Origin of the sequence: Tenacibaculum amylolyticum, assembly GCF_964511145.1 — a bacterium.
Taxonomy (GTDB): domain Bacteria; phylum Bacteroidota; class Bacteroidia; order Flavobacteriales; family Flavobacteriaceae; genus Polaribacter; species Polaribacter amylolyticum.
In genome coordinates this window covers 91,876-112,163 of the sequence record NZ_CAZEFZ010000063.1, presented here as the reverse complement: position 1 = coordinate 112,163, position 20,288 = coordinate 91,876, and the positions used below count along the sequence as shown (strand labels likewise).

The 20,288-nt window shown below is 30.3% G+C and carries 21 protein-coding genes; 6 read left to right on the top strand and 15 right to left on the bottom strand.

The genetic code is table 11. The annotated features are described in order from the left end of the window. Nucleotides 1-150 precede the first annotated feature (150 nt). Nucleotides 151-1,560: a serine hydrolase domain-containing protein gene (locus tag ACKTTC_RS13710; protein ID WP_408040404.1), complete on the top strand. Its 1,410-nt coding sequence runs from the start codon at nucleotides 151-153 to the stop codon at nucleotides 1,558-1,560. Nucleotides 1,561-2,030: 470 nt separating this feature from the next. On the opposite strand, the gene ACKTTC_RS13705 is transcribed toward ACKTTC_RS13710, so the two are convergent. The 6 genes from ACKTTC_RS13705 to ACKTTC_RS13680 all read right to left on the bottom strand — a co-directional run bounded on the left by ACKTTC_RS13705 (nucleotide 2,031) and on the right by ACKTTC_RS13680 (nucleotide 6,886). After that, a complete protein-coding gene (locus tag ACKTTC_RS13705) occupies nucleotides 2,031-3,662 on the bottom strand; it encodes an amidase family protein (protein ID WP_408040403.1) in 1,632 nt (543 codons plus the stop codon). A 148-nt stretch (nucleotides 3,663-3,810) separates the two neighbouring features. Then, nucleotides 3,811-4,764: a signal recognition particle-docking protein FtsY gene (gene ftsY, locus ACKTTC_RS13700; RefSeq protein ID WP_408040402.1), complete on the bottom strand. Its 954-nt coding sequence runs from the start codon at nucleotides 4,762-4,764 to the stop codon at nucleotides 3,811-3,813. A gap of 183 nt (nucleotides 4,765-4,947) precedes the next feature. Further along, the gene (locus tag ACKTTC_RS13695; protein ID WP_086030136.1) at nucleotides 4,948-5,100 is read right to left on the bottom strand and encodes a DUF4295 domain-containing protein; all 153 of its coding nucleotides are present in this window, start codon (nucleotides 5,098-5,100) and stop codon (nucleotides 4,948-4,950) included. A gap of 7 nt (nucleotides 5,101-5,107) precedes the next feature. Then, complete coding sequence (gene rpmG, locus ACKTTC_RS13690) at nucleotides 5,108-5,290, bottom strand: 50S ribosomal protein L33 (RefSeq protein ID WP_013070733.1); 183 nt, start codon at nucleotides 5,288-5,290, stop codon at nucleotides 5,108-5,110. Nucleotides 5,291-5,317: 27 nt separating this feature from the next. Beyond that, nucleotides 5,318-5,557, bottom strand: coding sequence for a 50S ribosomal protein L28 (gene rpmB / locus ACKTTC_RS13685; RefSeq protein WP_075344434.1), 240 nt, complete (start codon nucleotides 5,555-5,557; stop codon nucleotides 5,318-5,320). Between the two features lie 87 nt (nucleotides 5,558-5,644). Continuing rightward, the gene (locus ACKTTC_RS13680) at nucleotides 5,645-6,886 is read right to left on the bottom strand and encodes a competence/damage-inducible protein A (protein WP_408040401.1); all 1,242 of its coding nucleotides are present in this window, start codon (nucleotides 6,884-6,886) and stop codon (nucleotides 5,645-5,647) included. 242 nt (nucleotides 6,887-7,128) lie between these two features. Here ACKTTC_RS13680 and ACKTTC_RS13675 point away from each other — a divergent pair, with 242 nt between their 5' ends. Then, a complete protein-coding gene (locus tag ACKTTC_RS13675) occupies nucleotides 7,129-7,596 on the top strand; it encodes a hypothetical protein (protein ID WP_408040400.1) in 468 nt (155 codons plus the stop codon). 102 nt (nucleotides 7,597-7,698) lie between these two features. Here ACKTTC_RS13675 and ACKTTC_RS13670 read toward each other — a convergent pair whose 3' ends face one another. From ACKTTC_RS13670 to ACKTTC_RS13650, 5 genes are all read right to left on the bottom strand, one after another. Further along, complete coding sequence (locus ACKTTC_RS13670; RefSeq protein ID WP_408040399.1) at nucleotides 7,699-8,022, bottom strand: hypothetical protein; 324 nt, start codon at nucleotides 8,020-8,022, stop codon at nucleotides 7,699-7,701. Between the two features lie 9 nt (nucleotides 8,023-8,031). After that, on the bottom strand, nucleotides 8,032-8,352 hold the full coding sequence (locus tag ACKTTC_RS13665) for a hypothetical protein (RefSeq protein WP_408040398.1): 321 nt from the start codon (nucleotides 8,350-8,352) through the stop codon (nucleotides 8,032-8,034). 3 nt (nucleotides 8,353-8,355) lie between these two features. Further along, a complete protein-coding gene (locus ACKTTC_RS13660; protein WP_408040397.1) occupies nucleotides 8,356-8,964 on the bottom strand; it encodes a fumarylacetoacetate hydrolase family protein in 609 nt (202 codons plus the stop codon). A 130-nt stretch (nucleotides 8,965-9,094) separates the two neighbouring features. After that, the gene (gene purU, locus ACKTTC_RS13655; protein ID WP_408040396.1) at nucleotides 9,095-9,964 is read right to left on the bottom strand and encodes a formyltetrahydrofolate deformylase; all 870 of its coding nucleotides are present in this window, start codon (nucleotides 9,962-9,964) and stop codon (nucleotides 9,095-9,097) included. A gap of 106 nt (nucleotides 9,965-10,070) precedes the next feature. Continuing rightward, nucleotides 10,071-10,910 carry a 1,4-dihydroxy-2-naphthoyl-CoA synthase gene (locus ACKTTC_RS13650; protein WP_408040395.1) on the bottom strand — a complete coding sequence of 280 codons (840 nt, stop codon included), beginning with the start codon at nucleotides 10,908-10,910 and terminating at the stop codon, nucleotides 10,071-10,073. A 91-nt stretch (nucleotides 10,911-11,001) separates the two neighbouring features. On the opposite strand from ACKTTC_RS13650, the gene ACKTTC_RS13645 reads away from it, so the two are divergent. Further along, nucleotides 11,002-12,267, top strand: coding sequence for an alpha/beta hydrolase-fold protein (locus tag ACKTTC_RS13645; protein WP_408040394.1), 1,266 nt, complete (start codon nucleotides 11,002-11,004; stop codon nucleotides 12,265-12,267). Between the two features lie 22 nt (nucleotides 12,268-12,289). Here ACKTTC_RS13645 and ACKTTC_RS13640 read toward each other — a convergent pair whose 3' ends face one another. From ACKTTC_RS13640 to fsa, 3 genes are all read right to left on the bottom strand, one after another. Further along, nucleotides 12,290-12,700: a S1 RNA-binding domain-containing protein gene (locus tag ACKTTC_RS13640; RefSeq protein ID WP_408040393.1), complete on the bottom strand. Its 411-nt coding sequence runs from the start codon at nucleotides 12,698-12,700 to the stop codon at nucleotides 12,290-12,292. Nucleotides 12,701-12,702: 2 nt separating this feature from the next. Continuing rightward, a complete protein-coding gene (menD, locus tag ACKTTC_RS13635) occupies nucleotides 12,703-14,397 on the bottom strand; it encodes a 2-succinyl-5-enolpyruvyl-6-hydroxy-3-cyclohexene-1-carboxylic-acid synthase (RefSeq protein ID WP_408040392.1) in 1,695 nt (564 codons plus the stop codon). 115 nt (nucleotides 14,398-14,512) lie between these two features. Beyond that, nucleotides 14,513-15,172 (bottom strand): fructose-6-phosphate aldolase, encoded by a 660-nt coding sequence (gene fsa / locus ACKTTC_RS13630; RefSeq protein ID WP_408040391.1) that lies wholly within the window; start codon nucleotides 15,170-15,172, stop codon nucleotides 14,513-14,515. A 202-nt stretch (nucleotides 15,173-15,374) separates the two neighbouring features. Here fsa and ACKTTC_RS13625 point away from each other — a divergent pair, with 202 nt between their 5' ends. Then, on the top strand, nucleotides 15,375-16,193 hold the full coding sequence (locus ACKTTC_RS13625) for an HAD family hydrolase (RefSeq protein ID WP_408040390.1): 819 nt from the start codon (nucleotides 15,375-15,377) through the stop codon (nucleotides 16,191-16,193). A 17-nt stretch (nucleotides 16,194-16,210) separates the two neighbouring features. On the opposite strand, the gene ACKTTC_RS13620 is transcribed toward ACKTTC_RS13625, so the two are convergent. Next, nucleotides 16,211-17,014: an SDR family oxidoreductase gene (locus ACKTTC_RS13620; RefSeq protein WP_408040389.1), complete on the bottom strand. Its 804-nt coding sequence runs from the start codon at nucleotides 17,012-17,014 to the stop codon at nucleotides 16,211-16,213. 208 nt (nucleotides 17,015-17,222) lie between these two features. Here ACKTTC_RS13620 and ACKTTC_RS13615 point away from each other — a divergent pair, with 208 nt between their 5' ends. Both ACKTTC_RS13615 and ACKTTC_RS13610 read left to right on the top strand, forming a co-directional pair. Next, the gene (locus ACKTTC_RS13615) at nucleotides 17,223-18,629 is read left to right on the top strand and encodes a TlpA family protein disulfide reductase (protein WP_408040388.1); all 1,407 of its coding nucleotides are present in this window, start codon (nucleotides 17,223-17,225) and stop codon (nucleotides 18,627-18,629) included. A gap of 251 nt (nucleotides 18,630-18,880) precedes the next feature. Then, nucleotides 18,881-20,272 (top strand): TlpA family protein disulfide reductase, encoded by a 1,392-nt coding sequence (locus tag ACKTTC_RS13610; RefSeq protein WP_408040387.1) that lies wholly within the window; start codon nucleotides 18,881-18,883, stop codon nucleotides 20,270-20,272. Nucleotides 20,273-20,288: the final 16 nt, after the last annotated feature.

Sequence of the window (20,288 nt, the reverse complement as noted above, 5' to 3'; positions counted from 1 at the left end):
TTCAGTTGATTTCTAAATACTTTTAACAACGAAGACAGGAGCTTTTTCTGCTATGATAAAAGGAAATAAATGAAGTTGTCTTTCTCTTTTTGTTATGCATCATAACACATTTTCTTATACATCGAACTTAATACACTAAAATCTATATTCATGAAAACAATGCTATTTGTTATTACTTTTTTTATTTCTACATGCATGTATACTCAAAACGATTCAAAAATTTCTCCGGAAACAATAGATAAGATTACAAAATTCGTTGAGAGTAAAAGGGATTATTACAATTCTCCTAGTATTGCTGTTGCTATTACAGATCAAGATAGTACTGTGTATCTAAAACATTTTGGAAATGCTAAAAAAGGAGATCAATATTTAATTGGTTCTAATTCCAAATCTTTTACAGCATTATTAACACTATTATTACAACAAAAAGGCCTCTTAAACATTAAAGATCCTGTACGCAAATACCTTACATGGTTTGCCTACCATAATCCTGCAATTTCAGATCGAATTACTTTAGAAGATTTACTACAACACACTTCTGGAATTCCTACAGAAATAGGTCGAATGTTTAAAGGTAATAATCCTGATTTTGATTATATAAATTATTATAAAACAACTCTTAAAAAGCTTGAAGTCCCTACTGTACCCAAACAACGATTTATATATTCTAATGCTAATTATAGACTGTTAGGCTTTGTTATTGAAACTGTAACTGGTAAAACCTACGAGCAATGTTTAGCAGAATATATTACTATTCCCATGGATTTAACTAACACTACAGCTAGTATAGGCCCTAATTTAATAGATAGTTATCAGTATTTTTTATATAATCCTATATTAAAATTTAACGGTAGTTTTCATCGTCAAGAAATTCCTTCTGGTTCTATTTCAAGTACTGCAAGTGATATGACAAAATACTTGCGAAATCTTATGAATAGCTACAACCATAATCCGAACACTATTTTACAAGATACAATTACGCAACAATTGTTTACTCCTAGTCATAATGCTAGGTATGCATTAGGATGGTCTGTTGTTAAAGAGCCTGTAATATTTTACCATAGTGGCACTAACGAAAGTTTTGAATCTAGCATGTATATTCTTCCTTCTATTCAAAAATCTATTATAGTTATGATTAATTCTAACCAAGCTCCTTATACAGAAGTTATTAATGGCATTTATGGAATTTTATTAGGCAAAAATATGAATGGTCCTTCTTCATTTCCTTTCTATAGAGCGTTACCATTAGTTGTTTTTGCTCTTTTAATTAGTATCTTTTTCTTAGTTATAAAATGGCGAACGTTAGGTTTCACAGTACAATTCACAAAGAAAATACTTCCTAATATCCTATTAATTTTAGGTATGTGTATTGCTATTGCTTTTATAATTATTTTTCCAAGATTGAATGGTGTTAGTTTAACAACTGCAATTGCTTTTGATCCTGCTAGTGGTTATAGTATAGTTTCCATAAGTTTATTCTTATTCCTAATTTCTTGGATCGGATATTTTATAAAAACGAAATTAATTTATATTAAAAAGTTTAGTACTAGAAGTGAGTAAGGTTGCTTGGCTTTATTGGTATTCCTATACAAAAAAGTAGCATACAGAAATTAGTTTTCCTTTATGCTACTTTCCTTTATTTCATTAAAAAAACAGCTACCATTGAAGACTTTTATAACTCATTATTTTAAATAGACTTTATAAAATTAATAAAATAACGAACTCTTTTCTTTTCCTTGATGAAAAGAAACAAAAATCAAGACTTCGAATCAAAATCTAAGAAAACACTACGGAATCTTCCATTGATAAAAAGAACTCGCTAACGCTCAAACAGCTTTTTATCTTTCAGCCAACACTGCTTCCTTGATTTTCAAAATTTTGATTCAGAGGTCGTTTTTTTCAGCATACTATCACTTCGACTATCTATCTCTAGAATAATTTATAATTAGATATATCAAACTTTCTCCCAAAATAAAACTAATCCAAAGCTTCAAACTGACAGTTTTTGATTAACATACATTACAAATTCTCTATTCGTATCCTTTAGGTAATTTTCTAACTTTCATTAGATTTTCATATGCTAAACCTAAAGACAATAATTCAAATTCCGACTTTGGCTTACCTATAAATGTTAAGTTAATAGGTTCTCCAGAATCTTTATACCCCATCGGTACAGTAAGATTTGGATATTCTGCTACAGCTGAATATGCTGAATGATAATTATTAATTGATAATATTGCGTCTAGATTTTCTGTTTTAAAAGCGTTGAAATAGTTAATCCCTTCATTTTTAAGACGTTCTTTAACTACTTCTAATTCGGCTAAACTAGTACTATCTTTTTCTATACCTATAAATAATCCTTGTCCGTATGGTGCTCTTTTTAAACTATCTTGCTCATTAAATACGATTACATCTGCTACTGAATTTACATCAACACTTTTACCTTGTAAGTATTTTGGCAAATCATATTTCATATCTATATTCAGCAACGTTAAAAAACCTTGTAAATTAGTTTGTTCTGGTGCTAGTTCTACGATTTCTGCTCCTGTTGTTTTTATTTTTTCAACTGCATTTTTATAGATTGAATCGTTTAGTAAAGCTGTAAAAACACCAAACTTTTTTCCTTTTAATTCTGTAGCTGCAATATTTGCATCTATTTTTTCTAAGTCAAAAGATTTTTCATCAGATGTATCTTTTCCTAATAATGCTTTTAACAAGATATAATTATCAATAACGCTTTTCGTCATAGGTCCAGGTGTATCTAATGTACTAGAAATTGGTACGATTCCTGAACGACTTAACAATCCAATTGTCGGTTTTAATCCTACAACTGAGTTTTGGCTTGATGGTGAGGTGATAGATCCAGCTGTTTCTGTTCCAATGGTTGCTACTGCATAATTTACAGCCGTAGCTACACCACTTCCTGAACTAGAACCTCCAGTTTCAAAGATTTTTCTTCCATAGGGGTTTAACGTTTGTCCTCCTATAGCACTATATCCTAACGGACAACCTTCGCAAAAATAATAAGCCCATTCACTCAAGTTTGCTTTTCCTAAAATTAATGCTCCGTTTTCTTTTAATTTTCTAACAATAAAAGCATCTTCTGTTCCATTATCTTTTAACGCTACTGCCCCAGCAGTTGTATTCATTTCTAGTGTATTGATATTATCTTTTAGCAAAATAGGCATTCCAAAAACTGACATTTCTCCTACTGGATTTTGTTCATGTTCCTTATCCTTTTGCCTTGCTTCTTTCAATACATTTGGATTTAAACTAATGATTGCATTTAAATATTTTGTAGAGTCGCTTTCATATTTTCGAATTCTATATAAATAAAAAAGAGTTAGCTTTTCGTAACTTAATTTCCCTTCTTTTACTGCATTTTGTATGGCAGGAATCGACTGTTCTAAGATTAAAGGTTTTAAATTTGTATATGTTTTCTCAGAGAATTTTGTTAGTTCTTTTTCAAAAGGTTTGAATACTTCGTTCATATTTAAAAACTTCGACTGAAGTAATTTAAATTTCATCCTTGGATTCTCATGTTCTTGTTGTGCTTTTACTTCCGAAGTCTCGTCATATTTTTTAAAATATTGCACAATGGCTGTTTCTTCTTTACAACCAATTAATATGAATAGTACTAAGCAATAGTAAATTGTTCTCATTGAAATAGTTTGTAGATTATATGATACTCAAAGATATAAATTATTAGATCAATATTTTTTGACATGCAGAATAGTGAAATACAACCTTATTGCTAAATAAAAAAAAGCTCCTTTTTCAAGGAGCTTTTAAATATTTTATCATTAAAGACTATTTAAAGAAACTGTCTACAAATTCATATTTATTAAATACTTGTAAATCGTCTATTCCTTCTCCTACTCCAATATATTTTACAGGTATTTGAAATTGATCTGAAATACCAATAACAACACCACCTTTTGCAGTTCCATCTAATTTTGTTACTGCCAATGAAGTTACTTCTGTGGCTTTAGTAAATTGTTTTGCTTGCTCAAAAGCATTTTGACCTGTAGAACCATCTAATACTAATAATACATCGTGTGGTGCATCTCCAACTACTTTTTGCATTACACGTTTAATCTTAGAAAGTTCATTCATTAGATTTACTTTGTTGTGTAATCTTCCTGCAGTATCAATAATAATTACATCTGCATCTTGGTTAACTCCAGATTGTAATGTATCAAAAGCAACTGATGCTGGGTCTGATCCCATTTCCTGACGCACAATAGGTACTTCTACTCTATCTGCCCATACTTGTAATTGATCTATTGCAGCAGCTCTAAAAGTATCTGCAGCTCCTAATACTACTTTTAAACCTTTTTTCTTAAACTGAGAAGCTAATTTACCAATGGTTGTTGTTTTTCCTACTCCATTTACTCCAACCACCATTAAAACGTATGGTTTTTTGTTTTCTGGAATCGTAAAATCTGTTTCGTCTCCAATATTAGTTTCAGATAATAAACCTGCGATTTCTTCTCTTAGAATTTGGTTTAATTCTTCTGTTCCTAAATATTTATCACGTGCAACACGCTCTTCAATTCTATCTATAATCTTTAAAGTAGTGTCTACTCCAACATCTGAAGATACTAAAACCTCTTCTAAATCATCTAATACATCATCATCTACTTTAGATTTACCTGCAACTGCTTTCGATAATTTTGAAAAGAAGCTTTCTTTAGATTTTTCTAGCCCTTTATCTAATGTTTCTTTCTTTTCTTTGGAGAATATTTTTTTAAAAAAACTCATAATTCGTAGTTAAAGTCTGTTCCGTTAGATGTTAAAAACTGTACCATATTAAAAATTACGGTCACATTGTCACGTAACTTTATTTAATGGAATCATAACGCTCAAAATTACAGTATTTTGGTGTATAAAAAAAGCTACTTCCATAATAATGAAAGTAGCTTTCCTTTAAACTGTATACAAGAATTACTTTTTAGCTAAAAAGTCGTTTACTTGTGTAGGATCCATAATAGCTTCAACAAAAGTATAAGCACCACTTTTTGGAGACTTTACCATTTTGATAGCTTTAGTTAATCTTTTAGAACCTGTTTGTAACGTTGCTACTGATTTCTTTGCCATGACCTACTTATTTTATTTCTTTATGAACTGTCATCTTCTTCAAGATTGGATTAAATTTCTTTAATTCCATTCTATCAGGAGTATTCTTTTTATTCTTAGTTGTTATATAACGAGAAGTTCCTGGTTGTCCAGAAGCCTTGTGTTCAGTACATTCTAATATAACTTGAACTCTGTTTCCTTTTTTTGCCATCTCTGTATTGCTTTATATAGGAGGTAATTATTTTGTTAAGAAACCTTTTTCTCTAGCTTCTTTAATTACAGCTGTAATTCCTTTCTTGTTAATATTTTTTAATGCAGAAGCAGATACTTTTAAAGTTACCCACTTATCCTCTTCTGGAATATAGAAACGCTTCGTCATTAGATTAGCGTTGAATTTTCTTTTAGTCCTGTTTAAAGCGTGAGATACATTGTTACCTACCATCGCTTTTTTTCCTGTTAATTCACAAACTCTAGACATCTTCTTGACAGTTTTTAGTGTTATTTCTAAACGAGGTGCAAATATACGCATTTTTAACAATATAAAACAAAATATATTACGTTAATTTTACATATTATTTTTCAATAGCAATTCTAACGCTTTATTTACTGTTTTATTTATTACTTTTTCTCGCGGCTGTCCAAAATTAAATTCATGCACTTCTACAGTTTCTTTTGAAGCTATTCCTATATACACTAAACCTACTTCTTTATCATTATGATCTTTCGTTGGCCCTGCATTTCCTGTAACTGCAATTGTATAGTCTGTCCCTAGTTTTTCTCTTGCATTTACAGCCATTGCACGAGCTACTTCTGCACTAACTACTGAATGTTCCTCTATTACAGAAGTAGGTATATCTAACAATTGCTGCTTTAAAGCTGCAGTATACACTATAAAACTTCCTTTATAATAAGCTGAAGAACCTGGTATTGACACCAAACTCGCTGCTATCTTCCCTCCTGTTAAACTTTCGGCAGTAGATAACGTTTTATTTTTGGCTTTTAACGCTTCTCCTAGTTGTTTCTCTATAGTTTCTCCATCATCATACCCTACAATAATATCTGAAACTAGGCTTGATAATTCTTCTATAGCTTTTTCTAAAGCTGTTTCTACTACTGTTAAATCATTTCCTTTTGCACTTAAACGCAACCTTACTTTTCCAAAAGATGGCAGATAAGCCAACTTTATAAATTCTGGTAAATTATTTTCAAAGTTTTCAATTCTACTCGCAATTACACTCTCTCCTTGCCCATATGTAAGAATCGTTTTATGTACTATATAAGGAAGCTCGAATTTTGCTTGTAATTTTGGCAGCACTTCATTAGTCATTAAGCCACGCATTTCATAAGGTACTCCTGGTAATGAAACAAAAACCGTATCGTTTTCATAAAACCACATTCCTGGCGCTGTTCCTAATTCATTTTTTAATAAAGTAGCTTTTGATGGTAATTGCGCTTGATATCTTTGCACATCGTTAAATGGATGATCATACTTTTTAAATAAGTTTTTAATATGCGCTATTACCTCAGGATATTCGGTTATTTCTGTATCATTAAAATATGTAGCAATTGTTTTTTTAGTGATATCATCTTTCGTTGGCCCTAAGCCTCCTGTAATGATTACAATATCAGCCCTACTTTCTGCTTCTTTTAATGCATTTAAAATATGTTGCTGTTCATCTTGAATAGAAGATATTTGATATACAGATACTCCTATTTTATTTAATTCTTTACCAATCCATTGTGAATTCGTATCTACAATTTGTCCTATTAGGATTTCATCTCCTATCGTTATAATTTCTGCGTTCAAGAAAAGTAATTTTGATATAAACGTGATCAAAGATATAAAGATTAACTATCAAAACACAACTCAATTCTCAAGCAATTATAGTCTACAACTCCAACAACGTTCACTTCTTTAAAAAGAGCTTTCACAACCTAATTAATTAGCGTTCGGTCAAAAAAACAATTATTGAGTATTCATTTCAAGTAATTTAGACAACAAAGACACTGTAGCTACTGTCTTATTATTAACCTTTAAAAACACAAAAAATGTCAACTACAACTTTATCAGAAAATTTAGTTCAAAATGAAGCCTTTATAGAAGGGTATGATTTTGCAAATGCTGCTGAATGGTGCTCACCATCATTCTTAAAATGTAAAATATGTATGGGAGCTTCTGCTACTCGAGGGAAAGTTACTTTAACTGCTTCTTTTAAAACACCTATAAAAAATTTTACTAAACGTTTTACTTTCGATAGCAACGTGAGTTTTACATGGCAACCTATTAGTAGATTTAAAGTTACCTTAAAGATCTCTAATCTTACTATTAATGATCATGAAGTTAGTTTTGATGTAAGCGCTAAAATCAGTGTAAAAGTTCCAGTGTTTGGCTGGAAGAGCAAAACGTTTAAACATCATTTTGATGTACCTGTATTTAATTTTGAACAAGACAAGGCTCTTGACAATATTGACGATGCAGCCTTCACTTATCTTTTAGCTAGTTATAACGAAAACTAAAATATTATGGTAAACTAAATAAGGTGTTTATAAACATCTTATTTAGTTACTTTATATGCTAATGGAAACTAGCATGAAAACTCTAATTCTATTTAAAAAGTTTTAGTCTTCTTCTCCAATCTTATCTATTAAGTTATCTATTTTGGGCATTTCCTTTTTCCATTTTTTTTCTAGATACATATACAATATATATACAGTAAGTAATCCAAAAGGAATTACTAGTAAGCTATAACTATTTTCGTTCCCCGATATACTTCCAGGTGAAAATATCTCAAACAACATTCCTAAAACAAACAATATAGATAACCCTCCTATATAATAAGATGCAATACCTAGTATGGCAAACCCCCATTTACTTTTTTCAAATTCATCTGCCAATTCATAAAACTTTTTCCCTATAAAGTATAATAATATTAATCCTAACATAATCTATTTTTATTCTTTTCCTATTTTTTTAATTGAAGCTTCTGCTTCTATATTTTTATGTTTCTTCCATTTCTTTTCTAAAAAATAATGAATAGTAATTGCTAAGAGCACTCCTATTAAAAAAGAAACAAATTCGTGTATATATCTATTTATAAAATGTAAATAGTCTATAAGTAACCAATACAATAAAAGGTACAAAGACATTCCTAATACAAAAGAAAATACTCCTAATAAAGAATATCCTAATTTAGACTTGCGATATTTTTTAGCTAAATTATAGAAGGTATTTCCTATGGTTAGCACAATAATAAGTATTAGAAAATAAATCATTTTTTACTTCACTTTTATTTCAAATGCTTTTTTTCCTTCAATAACTCCAGTTAACACATCATTTTCTACAACCTTCCCCACTCCTGCAGGTGTTCCTGTAAAAATAATATCGCCTTTTTTCAAGGTGAAATACTGAGACACATAACTCACCAATTCATCTATTTTCCATAACATCGCGTTCGTATTTCCATCTTGTACTACTTCTCCATTCTTATGTAATTGAAATGTTAGGTTTTCTAAATCAAATTCTTCTTTCGGATAAAATTCTCCAACCACAGCACTACCATCAAATGCTTTTGCTTTTTCCCATGGCAATCCTTTTTCCTTACATTTTGCTTGTACATCACGCGCTGTAAAATCTATTCCTAAACCAATAGTATCGTAATATTTATGAGCAAATTTTGTCGAAATATGCTTCCCCACTTTATTAATTTTTACCAACACTTCTACTTCATAATGTACATCTTTAGAAAATGGCGGTATAAAAAAAGGGTTTCTTTTAGGTAAAATTGCCGAATCTGGCTTTAAGAACACCACTGGACTTTCTGGTCTTTCATTAGCTAATTCTGCTATGTGCTTCGCATAATTGCGACCTATACATATAATTTTCATTGTCTAGTTATCAATTATCAGTTATCAGTTGATTAAGTTCTTCTTTTTATCTTCTTAGTATCAAATTAACCTTAGGCTTTTATTCATATAATAAAATACTGTTTATTAATAATTGGCAATTGTTAATTGTTTATTCTCCAGTTTCTGGAAATACAATAGCCCTATTGTCTGAAACAATAATTTGATGTTGCAAATGTGATTTAACAGCTTTGGCTAATACTAATCGTTCTACATCTGCTCCAATTCTTTTTAATGTTTTGGGTGTGCTTTCGTGCGTAATACGTTCTACATCTTGCTCTATAATCGGACCTTCATCTAAATCTACTGTAGCGTAATGCGCTGTAGCTCCAATTAACTTTACACCTCTTTCATAAGCTCTTTGGTAAGGATTTGCTCCTTGAAAAGCTGGTAAAAAAGAATGATGAATATTTATTATTCTCTCTGGATATTGATTAATAAATTCTTCAGATAAGATTTGCATGTAACGTGCCATTACTATTAAATCTACTTGATATTTTTTTAGTAATTCTATTACCTGAGTTTCTTGCTCTTTCTTAGTTTCTTTAGTTATGGGTAGATGATAAAAAGGAACATCAAACATGTCTGCAATAGACTTTAGTTTGGTGTGATTGCTAATTATCAAACTTATATTACAATCTAGATCTCCTTCGCGCTGTCTTTCTAACAAATCATATAAACAATGACTGGTATGTGATACCATTATTGCAACATTTTGTTGTTCACTTTCATAATGAGCAGACCAATTACAATTCAACGTTTTTGCAATTTTCTCAAACTTCGTTTCTAAAGTTTCTTTAGATATCGTAGTATCTGCAGCATCTAAACGAATACGCATATAATAACGATTGGCTGCTGCATTTACATATTGTTGACAACTTACAATATTGAATCCTTCTTCGTAAAAGAAGCTAGTAAATTTTGCTACTAATCCTTTTTGATCTGGGCATTTAATTAAAAAAGTTACTATTTGAGATTTCATATTGAGGAATTAGGAATTGTGAATTACAAATTTCGAATTACGAATTAGGAGTGATAACCGCAACTAACGGAAAACTCCTAATTCATAATTCCTAAGTGTTAACTCTCTATGGAATCCATTTTTTTTCAAAGTTTGGCTTTCTTTTTTCTAAGAATGCATCACGTCCTTCTTTTGCTTCATCTGTCATATAAGCTAAACGTGTTGCTTCTCCAGCAAATACTTGTTGCCCAACCATTCCATCATCTGTAAGGTTCATTGCAAACTTCAACATTTTTATAGATGTTGGTGATTTAGCTAAAATTTCTTGCGCCCATTCGTATGCTGTACTTTCTAATTCATCGTGTGGAATTACTGCATTTACCATTCCCATTTCATAAGCTTCTTGTGCAGAATAATTTCTTCCTAAGAAAAAGATTTCTCTTGCTTTTTTCTGTCCAACCATTTTTGCCAAATAAGCAGATCCATAGCCTCCATCAAAAGAAGTTACATCAGCATCTGTTTGCTTAAAAATAGCGTGCTCTTTACTGGCTAATGTTAAGTCACAAGTTACGTGTAAACTATGTCCACCACCAACTGCCCATCCTGGCACTACAGCTATAACAGCCTTTGGCATAAAACGAATTAATCGTTGTACTTCTAAAATATTTAAACGATGATATCCATCTTGACCAACATATCCTTGGTGTCCTCTTGCTTTTTGATCTCCTCCAGAGCAAAAACTCCAAACTCCATCTTTAGTTGATGGTCCTTCTGCAGACAATAATACAACTCCTATTGAAGTGTCTTCGTGCGCATTATGAAATGCATCTAGTAATTCGCCTGTTGTATGTGGACGAAATGCATTTCTAACATTTGGTCTATTAAATGCAATTCTTGCCACTCCATTGCATTTCTTATAGGTAATATCTGTATATTCTTTTACAGTTTTCCACTCTATGTTCATCATAATTTGAAAAAAAAATCGTTATTTAGAAAAACAAAAATACTATATTATACTTTAGCATTTTTATTAGGCAATTAGAAACATATATTAGGCAATGAGAAAATTAATTTTAGCAACTTTTTTATTTATTAGTTGCATTGCTTTTTCGCAAAAAATCCACACAAAAAAAGTAAACTCTTTAGAATTTAATTCTGACAGAGGTATAAAACTTTATTTACCAGAAGGACACGATACTGACACCATTCGTAAGTATCCTGTTGCAATTGTATTGAACAACGATTATTTATTTGATATATACCTTGGAAATTCTAAGATCTATGCAAAATCAGATCTAACCCCAAAGCAAATTGTTGTAGGACTCGATGTTGATTCTAGACCTAACCAAGATGTTTCTACTGTTGGAAAAAGTGGTGGATTGACTGCACGAAGTAAAAAGTTTTACAATTACATTAAAAAAGAATTGATTCCATACTTAGAAGCCAATTATAAAACTTCACCATATTTAACTATTGTTGGAGATGGGGAAGCTGGAAACTTCTTATTACACTTTTTAAAAGAACAAGAACCTCTTTTTAATGCCTATGTTTCTATTTCTCCAAGGCTAACAGAGCAAAGCATTCGATTGTTAACCACCTATAATTTAAAAAGATTAGGTGAATTAGACAATCAGTTTTACTTATATATGAGTTCTAATGCATTTGAAAAAGAAGAACGAAAGAAATTATTTCAACAAGCAAAAGACGGTTTAGAATCTTTAGACATCAAAAACTTACACCTAGGTTTTAAAGCTTATAATGACGTACCTAACAAACCTGCTGCAATTGCAAAGGCTCCTACAGATATTTTTAGTACAATTTTTGAGCTTTATCCGAAAATTTCTAAAGAAGAATTTGAAACTAAACTAAAAGATTTAGATCCTTTAGAAGCTATTAAATATTTAGAATCAAAATATTTAGATATTGAATATTTATATGGAACAAACTTAAATGTAAGACTTGAGGATATTTATGCTGTTGAAGGAATTGTAATTGACAAACAAGATGGTGATTACTTACGTGTTTTAGGTGATTTTGTAATGATTAAGCACCCTGATTCTCACCTTGGTGAATACTACGTTGGATTATATCATGAATTAGGAAAAGATTACGAACAAGCTTTATTCTATTATAAAGAAGCTTATGGTAAAATGGAGCTTTCAGACCCAAATGCAGAGTTATTTTATGAAAACATTAGACGTGTGGAAAATGCATTAAAGAACGCTCCTAAAGATGAACAAATAGATGAGCTTCCTTTGGAAGAAGAGGAGCAAGAAGAAACACCACAAGAGGATGATCAACAAGAAGATGACGGAGGAAACTAGTACATTTTGTACTAGTTTGGTGTTACAGTAATTCTATTCTATCTTGCTTTAACGCTATTTTTTTCTGTTTATACAAACTACCAATAGCTCTTTTGAATGCTTTTTTACTCATTTGTAAATGAAACTTAATAGATTCAGGAGAGCTTTTGTCTGTTAATAATAGATATCCTTTCTCTTTTAACTTTTCAAGAACTTTTTCAACATCGTTATCTATTACATTTCTAAAACCTTGTGGTCTTAGTGAAACATCAATCTTTTCATCTTCTCTTATCTTTTTTATATAACCTACTGTTTTTACTCCTTCTTCAATATCTGAAAAGATTTCATTGTTATATAATAGCCCTTCGTATGCTTCATTAATTAATACAGTGTATCCTAATGCTGTTTTCACTCCAATTATTAAATCTACCTTATCTCCTTCTTGTAACTCCATAATTATAAATTTTTAAAATATTCTTTTAGTATGGTATCGTTTGTATTTGTAGGTGTAAAAACTTCAAGAATTTTAGGTTGATTATTATCTTCATAAAAATCAGCTAAACCTTCTTCTAGCTCTTTAATATTACTAGCAGTTGTGTAAGCAAAGCCATACATTTTTGCTAAATGTTCTGCTGTTAAATTATGTGGTGTTTCAAAAAACGAAAGCGCGTTTGTTGATTTAGGTCCTGGAATAATTTTAAAAATCCCACCTCCACTATTATTCATTAAGATAATTCTAAAAGTACTAGGAATATGAGCATTCCATAAAGCATTACTATCGTAGAAAAAACTTAAATCTCCTGTAATTAAAATAGTCTGTTGTTTATTAGCAAAAGCAGCTCCAATTGCTGTTGAAGTACTTCCATCTATTCCGCTAGTTCCTCTATTACAAAAAACCGAAATGGTAGGATTTACATTAAACAATTGCACATATCTAATAACCGAACTATTGCTTACTTGTAAACAAGAGTTATTAGGCATAAATTGTAAAACTGTACCACATACTACTAAATCTGAATACGGTATCACTTTAAAGAACTTTTTATGCTGTATACTTCTAGCATTTTTTTCTTCTAACCAATATGCTTGGTAACTACTTTCAACTGGTTGTATCTCTTCTAATAATTTTTCTAGAAAAACTTCTGGTTGTTCTTGAACAAATTCAGACAAACAGAAATACGTATCCATTGCTGTAAACTCATCTACATGCCAATGCTGTTGTGGCTTATATTTCCTTAAAAACTGCTTAATTCTTTTAGAAATTATCATACCTCCAAAAGTCACTAATACTTCAGGTTGCAATTCTTTGAACGCTTCATCATCTAATTTTGTAATTAACTTATCTATAGAATTGATAAATCGTTCATCACTTACATTAGACGTTGTCTCCGTCATTATTAATACTGAAGGATCTTTAGATAAAAGTTTCAGAACAGATTCTAATTTCTCTGATACTTCATGTACTCCAACTACAATTAATTTTCTTTTAGTTGTATTCCATATATTGGATAACTTACTAAAGTCTGTCTGTTTTTTAGGAGCAGGAAAAGATAAAACATCCTCTTCTATTCTTTCTTCAACTCCATTTGAAAGACTATTATTAAAATAGGCAGTATTTAATTTCTCTACAGTTTCATACAATGGTTCATCAAAAGGTACGTTTATATGCACTGGTCCTCTTTTAGTAATACTTGTAATAAATGCTTCTGCAATTAATTCCGAATTACTTGTTATGAAAGCCTCACCTTCTGTTAAGTTTGATGACTTTAGAATATGATTTTTGAAAACATTTTCTTGGCGAATTGTTTGCCCATCTCCAACATCAATTAAATGTTTAGGTCTATCTGCAGAAATAACGATTAGTGGAATTTTACTATAAAAAGCCTCTGCAACAGCAGGATAATAATTTAACAATGCTGAACCAGAAGTACAAACTAAAACTACTGGCTTTTTAGTTTGCTGTGCTACACCTAAAGCAAAAAAAGCGGCACAACGTTCATCTACAATACTTACAACATCTACTTCTGGCGCGTTTGCAAAACCAATTGTTAAAGGAGCATTTCTTGAACCCGGAGAAACTACAACAGTATCAATATTGTAGTATTGACAAGCAGAAATGACTAATTGCGCTAATTGTTTTTTTGGATACATCAGTCTGCAAAAGTATTACTAAAAAAGAAAATCCACACTATAAGCGTGGACTTCTTCTTTATTTATTTTACTTCTAATGTATTTTACAGAATAAAACTTCTATTCATACAAAAGATTAAGCTTCATTGCTTTTCTTATAATCAGCTAAAAACTTTTCTAATCCGATATCTGTTAATGGGTGCTTTAACAATCCTTCAATTGCCTTTAAAGGCCCAGTCATAACATCTGCACCAATTTTTGCACAATCAATAATATGCATTGTATGACGAACAGATGCTGCTAAAATTTCAGTTTCAAACATATAGTTATCATATATCTGACGAATTTCAGCGATTAAATTTAAACCATCTGTAGAAATATCATCTAAACGACCAATAAATGGCGAAACATATGTAGCTCCTGCTTTAGCCGCTAATAATGCTTGTCCAGCAGAGAATACTAATGTTACATTCGTTTTAATTCCTTTATCAGAAAAATATTTACACGCTTTTACTCCATCTGCAATCATTGGTAATTTTACTACGATTTGAGGATGTAATGCAGCTAATGCTTCTCCTTCTTTAACCATTCCTTCAAAATCAGTTGAGATTACCTCAGCAGAAACGTCTCCATCAACAATCTCACAGATAGCTTTATAGTGATTTTTAACATTTTCTTCTCCAGTAATTCCTTCTTTAGCCATTAAAGATGGATTTGTAGTAACACCATCTAAAATACCTAAAGCTTGAGCTTCACGAATCTGATCTAAGTTTGCTGTGTCTATGAAAAATTTCATTAATTCTTTATATTTAGTTATCGTATTGTACACTGCAAAACTACAATTTAAAAATCGTTCTTTTTTACTCTCTTGTAAAAACTTACTAAAAAAACGATTCGTTTTATTTTTTATGTATAAATTGATAATTACTTATTAGAATTAATCACCCTTTTATAAGAAATAGCCCTTATTTTTGTTTCCTCTAAAAACAGTTATTCGTATGAACTTAGCCAATGTAAAACTAGTAGTTACCGACATGGATGGAACTTTATTGAACTCAAACCATGAAGTTAGCGATAAATTTCTTAGTCTATTTAAGAAACTAAAAAGTCATGGAGTTCTTTTTGTAGCTGCTAGTGGTAGAGCTTTATATAGTATTGAAGAGAAATTATATGCTATAAAAGACGATATAATTATTGTAGCAGAAAATGGTGGATTGGTTATTAAGGACAACGAAATTGTTTCTTCTGTTGCTATTGAAAATAAAAATGTTTTTTTAATTGATGATATTTTAAAAACATTGCCTAATGCAAATGCGCTATACTGTACAAAAAACGCAGCTTATACAAGCAGTACATCTGAACCTCTTTTAAAATTACTATCAGAATATTATAACAATTACCAAATTGTAGAGAGTGTTCACGACGTTACAGATCCTATTTATAAAATAGCTATATATCATGAAATTAGTTCAGAAAAGTACGTATACCCAAAAGTACAACATTTAGAAAGTGACTTTAAAGTAAAAGTTTCCGCCAACCATTGGGTAGATATTTCTGAAAATGATGCCAATAAAGGACATGCGATTCAATTGCTTCAAAAATTACTTCAAATAACACCTGAAGAAACAATGGTTTTTGGCGATTATAATAATGACATTGAAATGTTACAATCTGCTTATTTTAGCTATGCCATGGAAAATGCACATCCTTTTGTAAAAGAAACAGCTCGTTTTCTTACCAAAAACAATGATAGCTTAGGTGTTGAATCTGTTTTAGAAGAATTAATTAAAGCTAAAGAAGTTAATATCCATTCTTAATTTCTTTGGTAATTCTATTATAACTTATAATGATTCATTAAGAGCTTTTCATACACTCTATCTGGTAAAGCTCTTTTTAATATTATTGAGAACTTCTCCATAAATCCACCAACTTTATAATGGATTTTTGTTTTCTTGCTTTCTATTATAGCGTGTATTGCTTTTGCCATTATAATTGGGTCTGCTCCAGAATCAACATGCTCGTCCATTAAAGCTAAATTTTCTGCATATTTTTCTTTGTACGCAGAAGTTTCGAAAACTGGTGTATGATATCTTCCCGCAGCAATATTTGTAGCAAAATCTCCTGGTGCAACATTTACAATTTGAACACCAAAACCTTTTACTTCCATACTCATTGCTTCAGTAATTAATTCTAAAGCTCCTTTACTTGCAGAATAAACTCCTCTAAAAGGTAACCCCATATACCCTGCAATGGAAGTTACATTTATAATTTTTCCTGATTGTATTTTACGCATGTACGGTAGCACAGCTTTCATTACCTCAATTGGTCCAAAAAGATTTGTGTCGAAATTAGATTTCATCTCAGCTACTGGAGTATCTTCTATAGGGCCTGTGATCCCTTTTCCTGCATTATTGATTAAAACATCTATTCTGCCTTCTTTTTCCACAACATAATCTACAGCATTTTGAATAGAAGTAACATCTAAAACATCTAGCTTCACCAACTCAAAAGGGATATCTTTTACACGATCTGGATTTCTACTAGTACCATAAACTTTATATTGTTTTTCGTGTAAATATATTGCTATAGCTTTCCCTATTCCTGAAGAAGCACCTGTTATAAAAACCGTTTTTGACATGAGTATATTATAAACTATAAAGCCTAGAGTCACACAAATAAAAATTATAAAATGTGTACTCAAAGCCTTATGTAATTTGAACTCAAAAATCTACAAACAAAGCTTTTTATCCAAATTTTTTGATCAAGGATTTTGAGATGTTTTTAAAATAAGGTAATTTAGTTTTTTCATTTATATCTAAAAGTCCTCTATTCAAAACTATATAACGATGAAAAAGTTATTACTTTTTACCCTATCTGCAACATTCTTTTTAGCCTGTAAAAATAATTCTGTAGAGGAAAAACCTGTAACTAAAGACTATGCTGTTATTTCAGGAGAAGTACAGAATTTCAAAAAACGCAGCTTCGAGTTAAAAGGATATAATTTAGATAAAAAAATAAAGTTTGATAAGGAAACTAGAACTTTTTCTGATACACTAACCAATATCATTCCAGGACACTACAGATTAACTATTGGAAGACGACCTTTAGATATTTACTTAACTTCTATGGAAGATTTAAAGTTGAGTGTAGATGCTAAAAGACGTATTAAAGATCCTGTTTTTGAAGGTGCCAACGCTACCATAAATAATTATCTTAATAAAAAGTTTAAAAGAGGAAGCGGAATTATTCGAAGTGGAGATAAATTATTCTCTTTAAAAGAAGAAGAATTTTTAAGTGTAATGGATAAATATAAATCTGTTATGACTGAATTAGCTGAAAATTCTCAATTGCCTCCAAAATATTTAGAGCAGGAAAAAAGAAACATTCATTATGAATTTGTTAGAAACCTTGGTAACTATCAAAATTTTCATAGAATGTTATATGGTGATGTTAGTTTTACGGTTTCTGAAAACTTCCCAATAGATATTATCAATTCAATTGACCTTAATAAGAGTGATGATTATTTAAACACACCACATTATAGAGATTTAGTAAAAGCTAGGATAAATACGTTAGCTAACGAAAGAAAATCTGAAGAAACTGATTTTCCACTTACATATTTAACAACTGTACAAACTGAAATAGTAGATCCATTAATTAAAAACGATTTAATACATCAAGCTGCGCAAAGAGGAATAAGAGATACCGATAATGTACAAGAATATTATAAAAAATATATGTTGTATTCAACAAATCCTGAATACAAAAAAGAAATTACTGCGTTATACGATAAATTAAAATTACTTTCTAAAGGGCAACCTTCACCTAAATTTGCAGCTATTGAAAACTTCAAAGGAGGTACAACTTCATTAGACGATTTAATAGGTAATGGTAAGTACCTTTATATTGACATTTGGGCAACTTGGTGTGGTATTTGTAAACAAGAAACACCATTATTAAAACGTTTAGAACGAAAATATCACGGTAAAAACATAGATTTTGTAAGTATTAGTGTTGATAAAGCTTCTGATAATGAAAAATGGAAGAAAGTAATTACAGAAAGTAAAATGGGAGGAACACAATTATTTGCTGGAGAAAACAAAGAGTCTTTCAGTTTTACTAAAGATTACCTTGTAAAAGGGTTACCTAGATTTATTATTATAGATCCTAAAGGGAATATCGTAAGCGCAAATGCTCCTAGACCTAGTGAAAATGAAAAGTTGATCGACATATTTGATAAATTAGGACTCTAATCCAAAAAAAGTATAAAAAACATTAAAACTAGACTTTAGTTTCTTTACATAAAACCACATAAAAATTAACATATTAAATCTATTAACATTCTATTTTAACAATCTTTCATTTATATAGCAAATAGCATAAAAACTTTGCAAATAAGGCTTTTTTCCATTTTTTTTAGTTAAAGATTTTGACTTCTTTTAAAAAAAAACTAATTTCGACCTTTATAAACATAATTTATATTTACCCCAAAAAATATAGAATCATGAAAAGATTGTTTCTGTTAATTGCAAGTGTGTTACTTATCACGTCATGTGAAGAAAAACCAAAACCGAAAGATTATTCTGTGATTTCTGGACAAGTTCAGAACTTCAGAAAAAGAAATATGACTTTAGAAGGTTATAACTTCGAAAAGAAGATTAAGTTCGATAGAAAGACGAAAACTTTTTCTGACACTCTTAAGAATTTAGTTCCTGGTCATTACAAATTAACTATTGGTAAAAGACCAATAAACATCTACTTATCTTCAGTAGAAGATTTAAAATTAATAGTTGATGCAAAAAAGCGTACACAAGACCCTGTTTTTGAAGGCCCAAATGCTGCTATCAATAACTATTTAACTCAAAAGCAGAAAAAATTAGGTGCTGTTATAGGAAACTTAAACAAGTTATTCTCTATGGAAGAGCCTGAGTTTTTAAGCAAAATGGATGAGTACAAATCTGCTTTAATTGATTTAGCAGAAAGTTCTCAATTACCTCCTGAGTATTTAGAAAAAGAGAAAAGAAATATTAATTACGAATTTGCTTTAGGTTTACAAAACTATCAAGGTTTCCATAGGCTATTATATGGAGATGATGAGTTTGTAGTTTCTGAAAAATTCCCTATTAATATTCCTCAAGAAATTAGTTTAAACGAAAGAGAAGATTACATCAACTCTAAATCCTATAGAGATTTAGTTAAAAGACGTTTAGACGATTTTACAAACAAAAAGAAGCGTGAAGATGGAGATTTTGATTTAGCGTATTTAGAAACTATTCAAACTGAAGTGAACGATACGTTAATGAAAAATGACTTAATGCACAAAACTGCAGTAAAAAGTATTACTTATACTCCAAACTTAAAAGAGTACTTCAAAAAGTATTCAGGGTATTCTACTAATGCAGAGCATAAGAAAGAAATCGCTGATTTATACAACAAATTAAAATTAACAGCTAAAGGACAACCTTCTCCTAAGTTTACTAATTATGAAAACTATAATGGAGGTACTACTTCTTTAGATGATTTAGTTGGTAATGGAAAATATTTATACATTGATATCTGGGCTACATGGTGTGGATTCTGTAAAAAAGAAATTCCTTTATTAAAAAGATTAGAGCAACAGTATCACGATAAGAATATTGAATTCGTTAGTATTAGTGTTGATAGACCAGAATTTAAACAAAAGTGGAAGAAAATTATTGCTGATAAAGAAATGACTGGAGTACAGTTATTCAGTGGTAAGAGTCACTTAGACTTAAAATTCACTCAAGACTATTTAATTAAAGGATTACCAAGATTTATCTTAATCGATCCAGAAGGAAAAATCGTAACAGCGAATGCTCCAAGACCTAGTGATAACGATAAGTTAGTAACTATGTTCGACGAATTAGGTATTTAAGAAAATACTTTATATA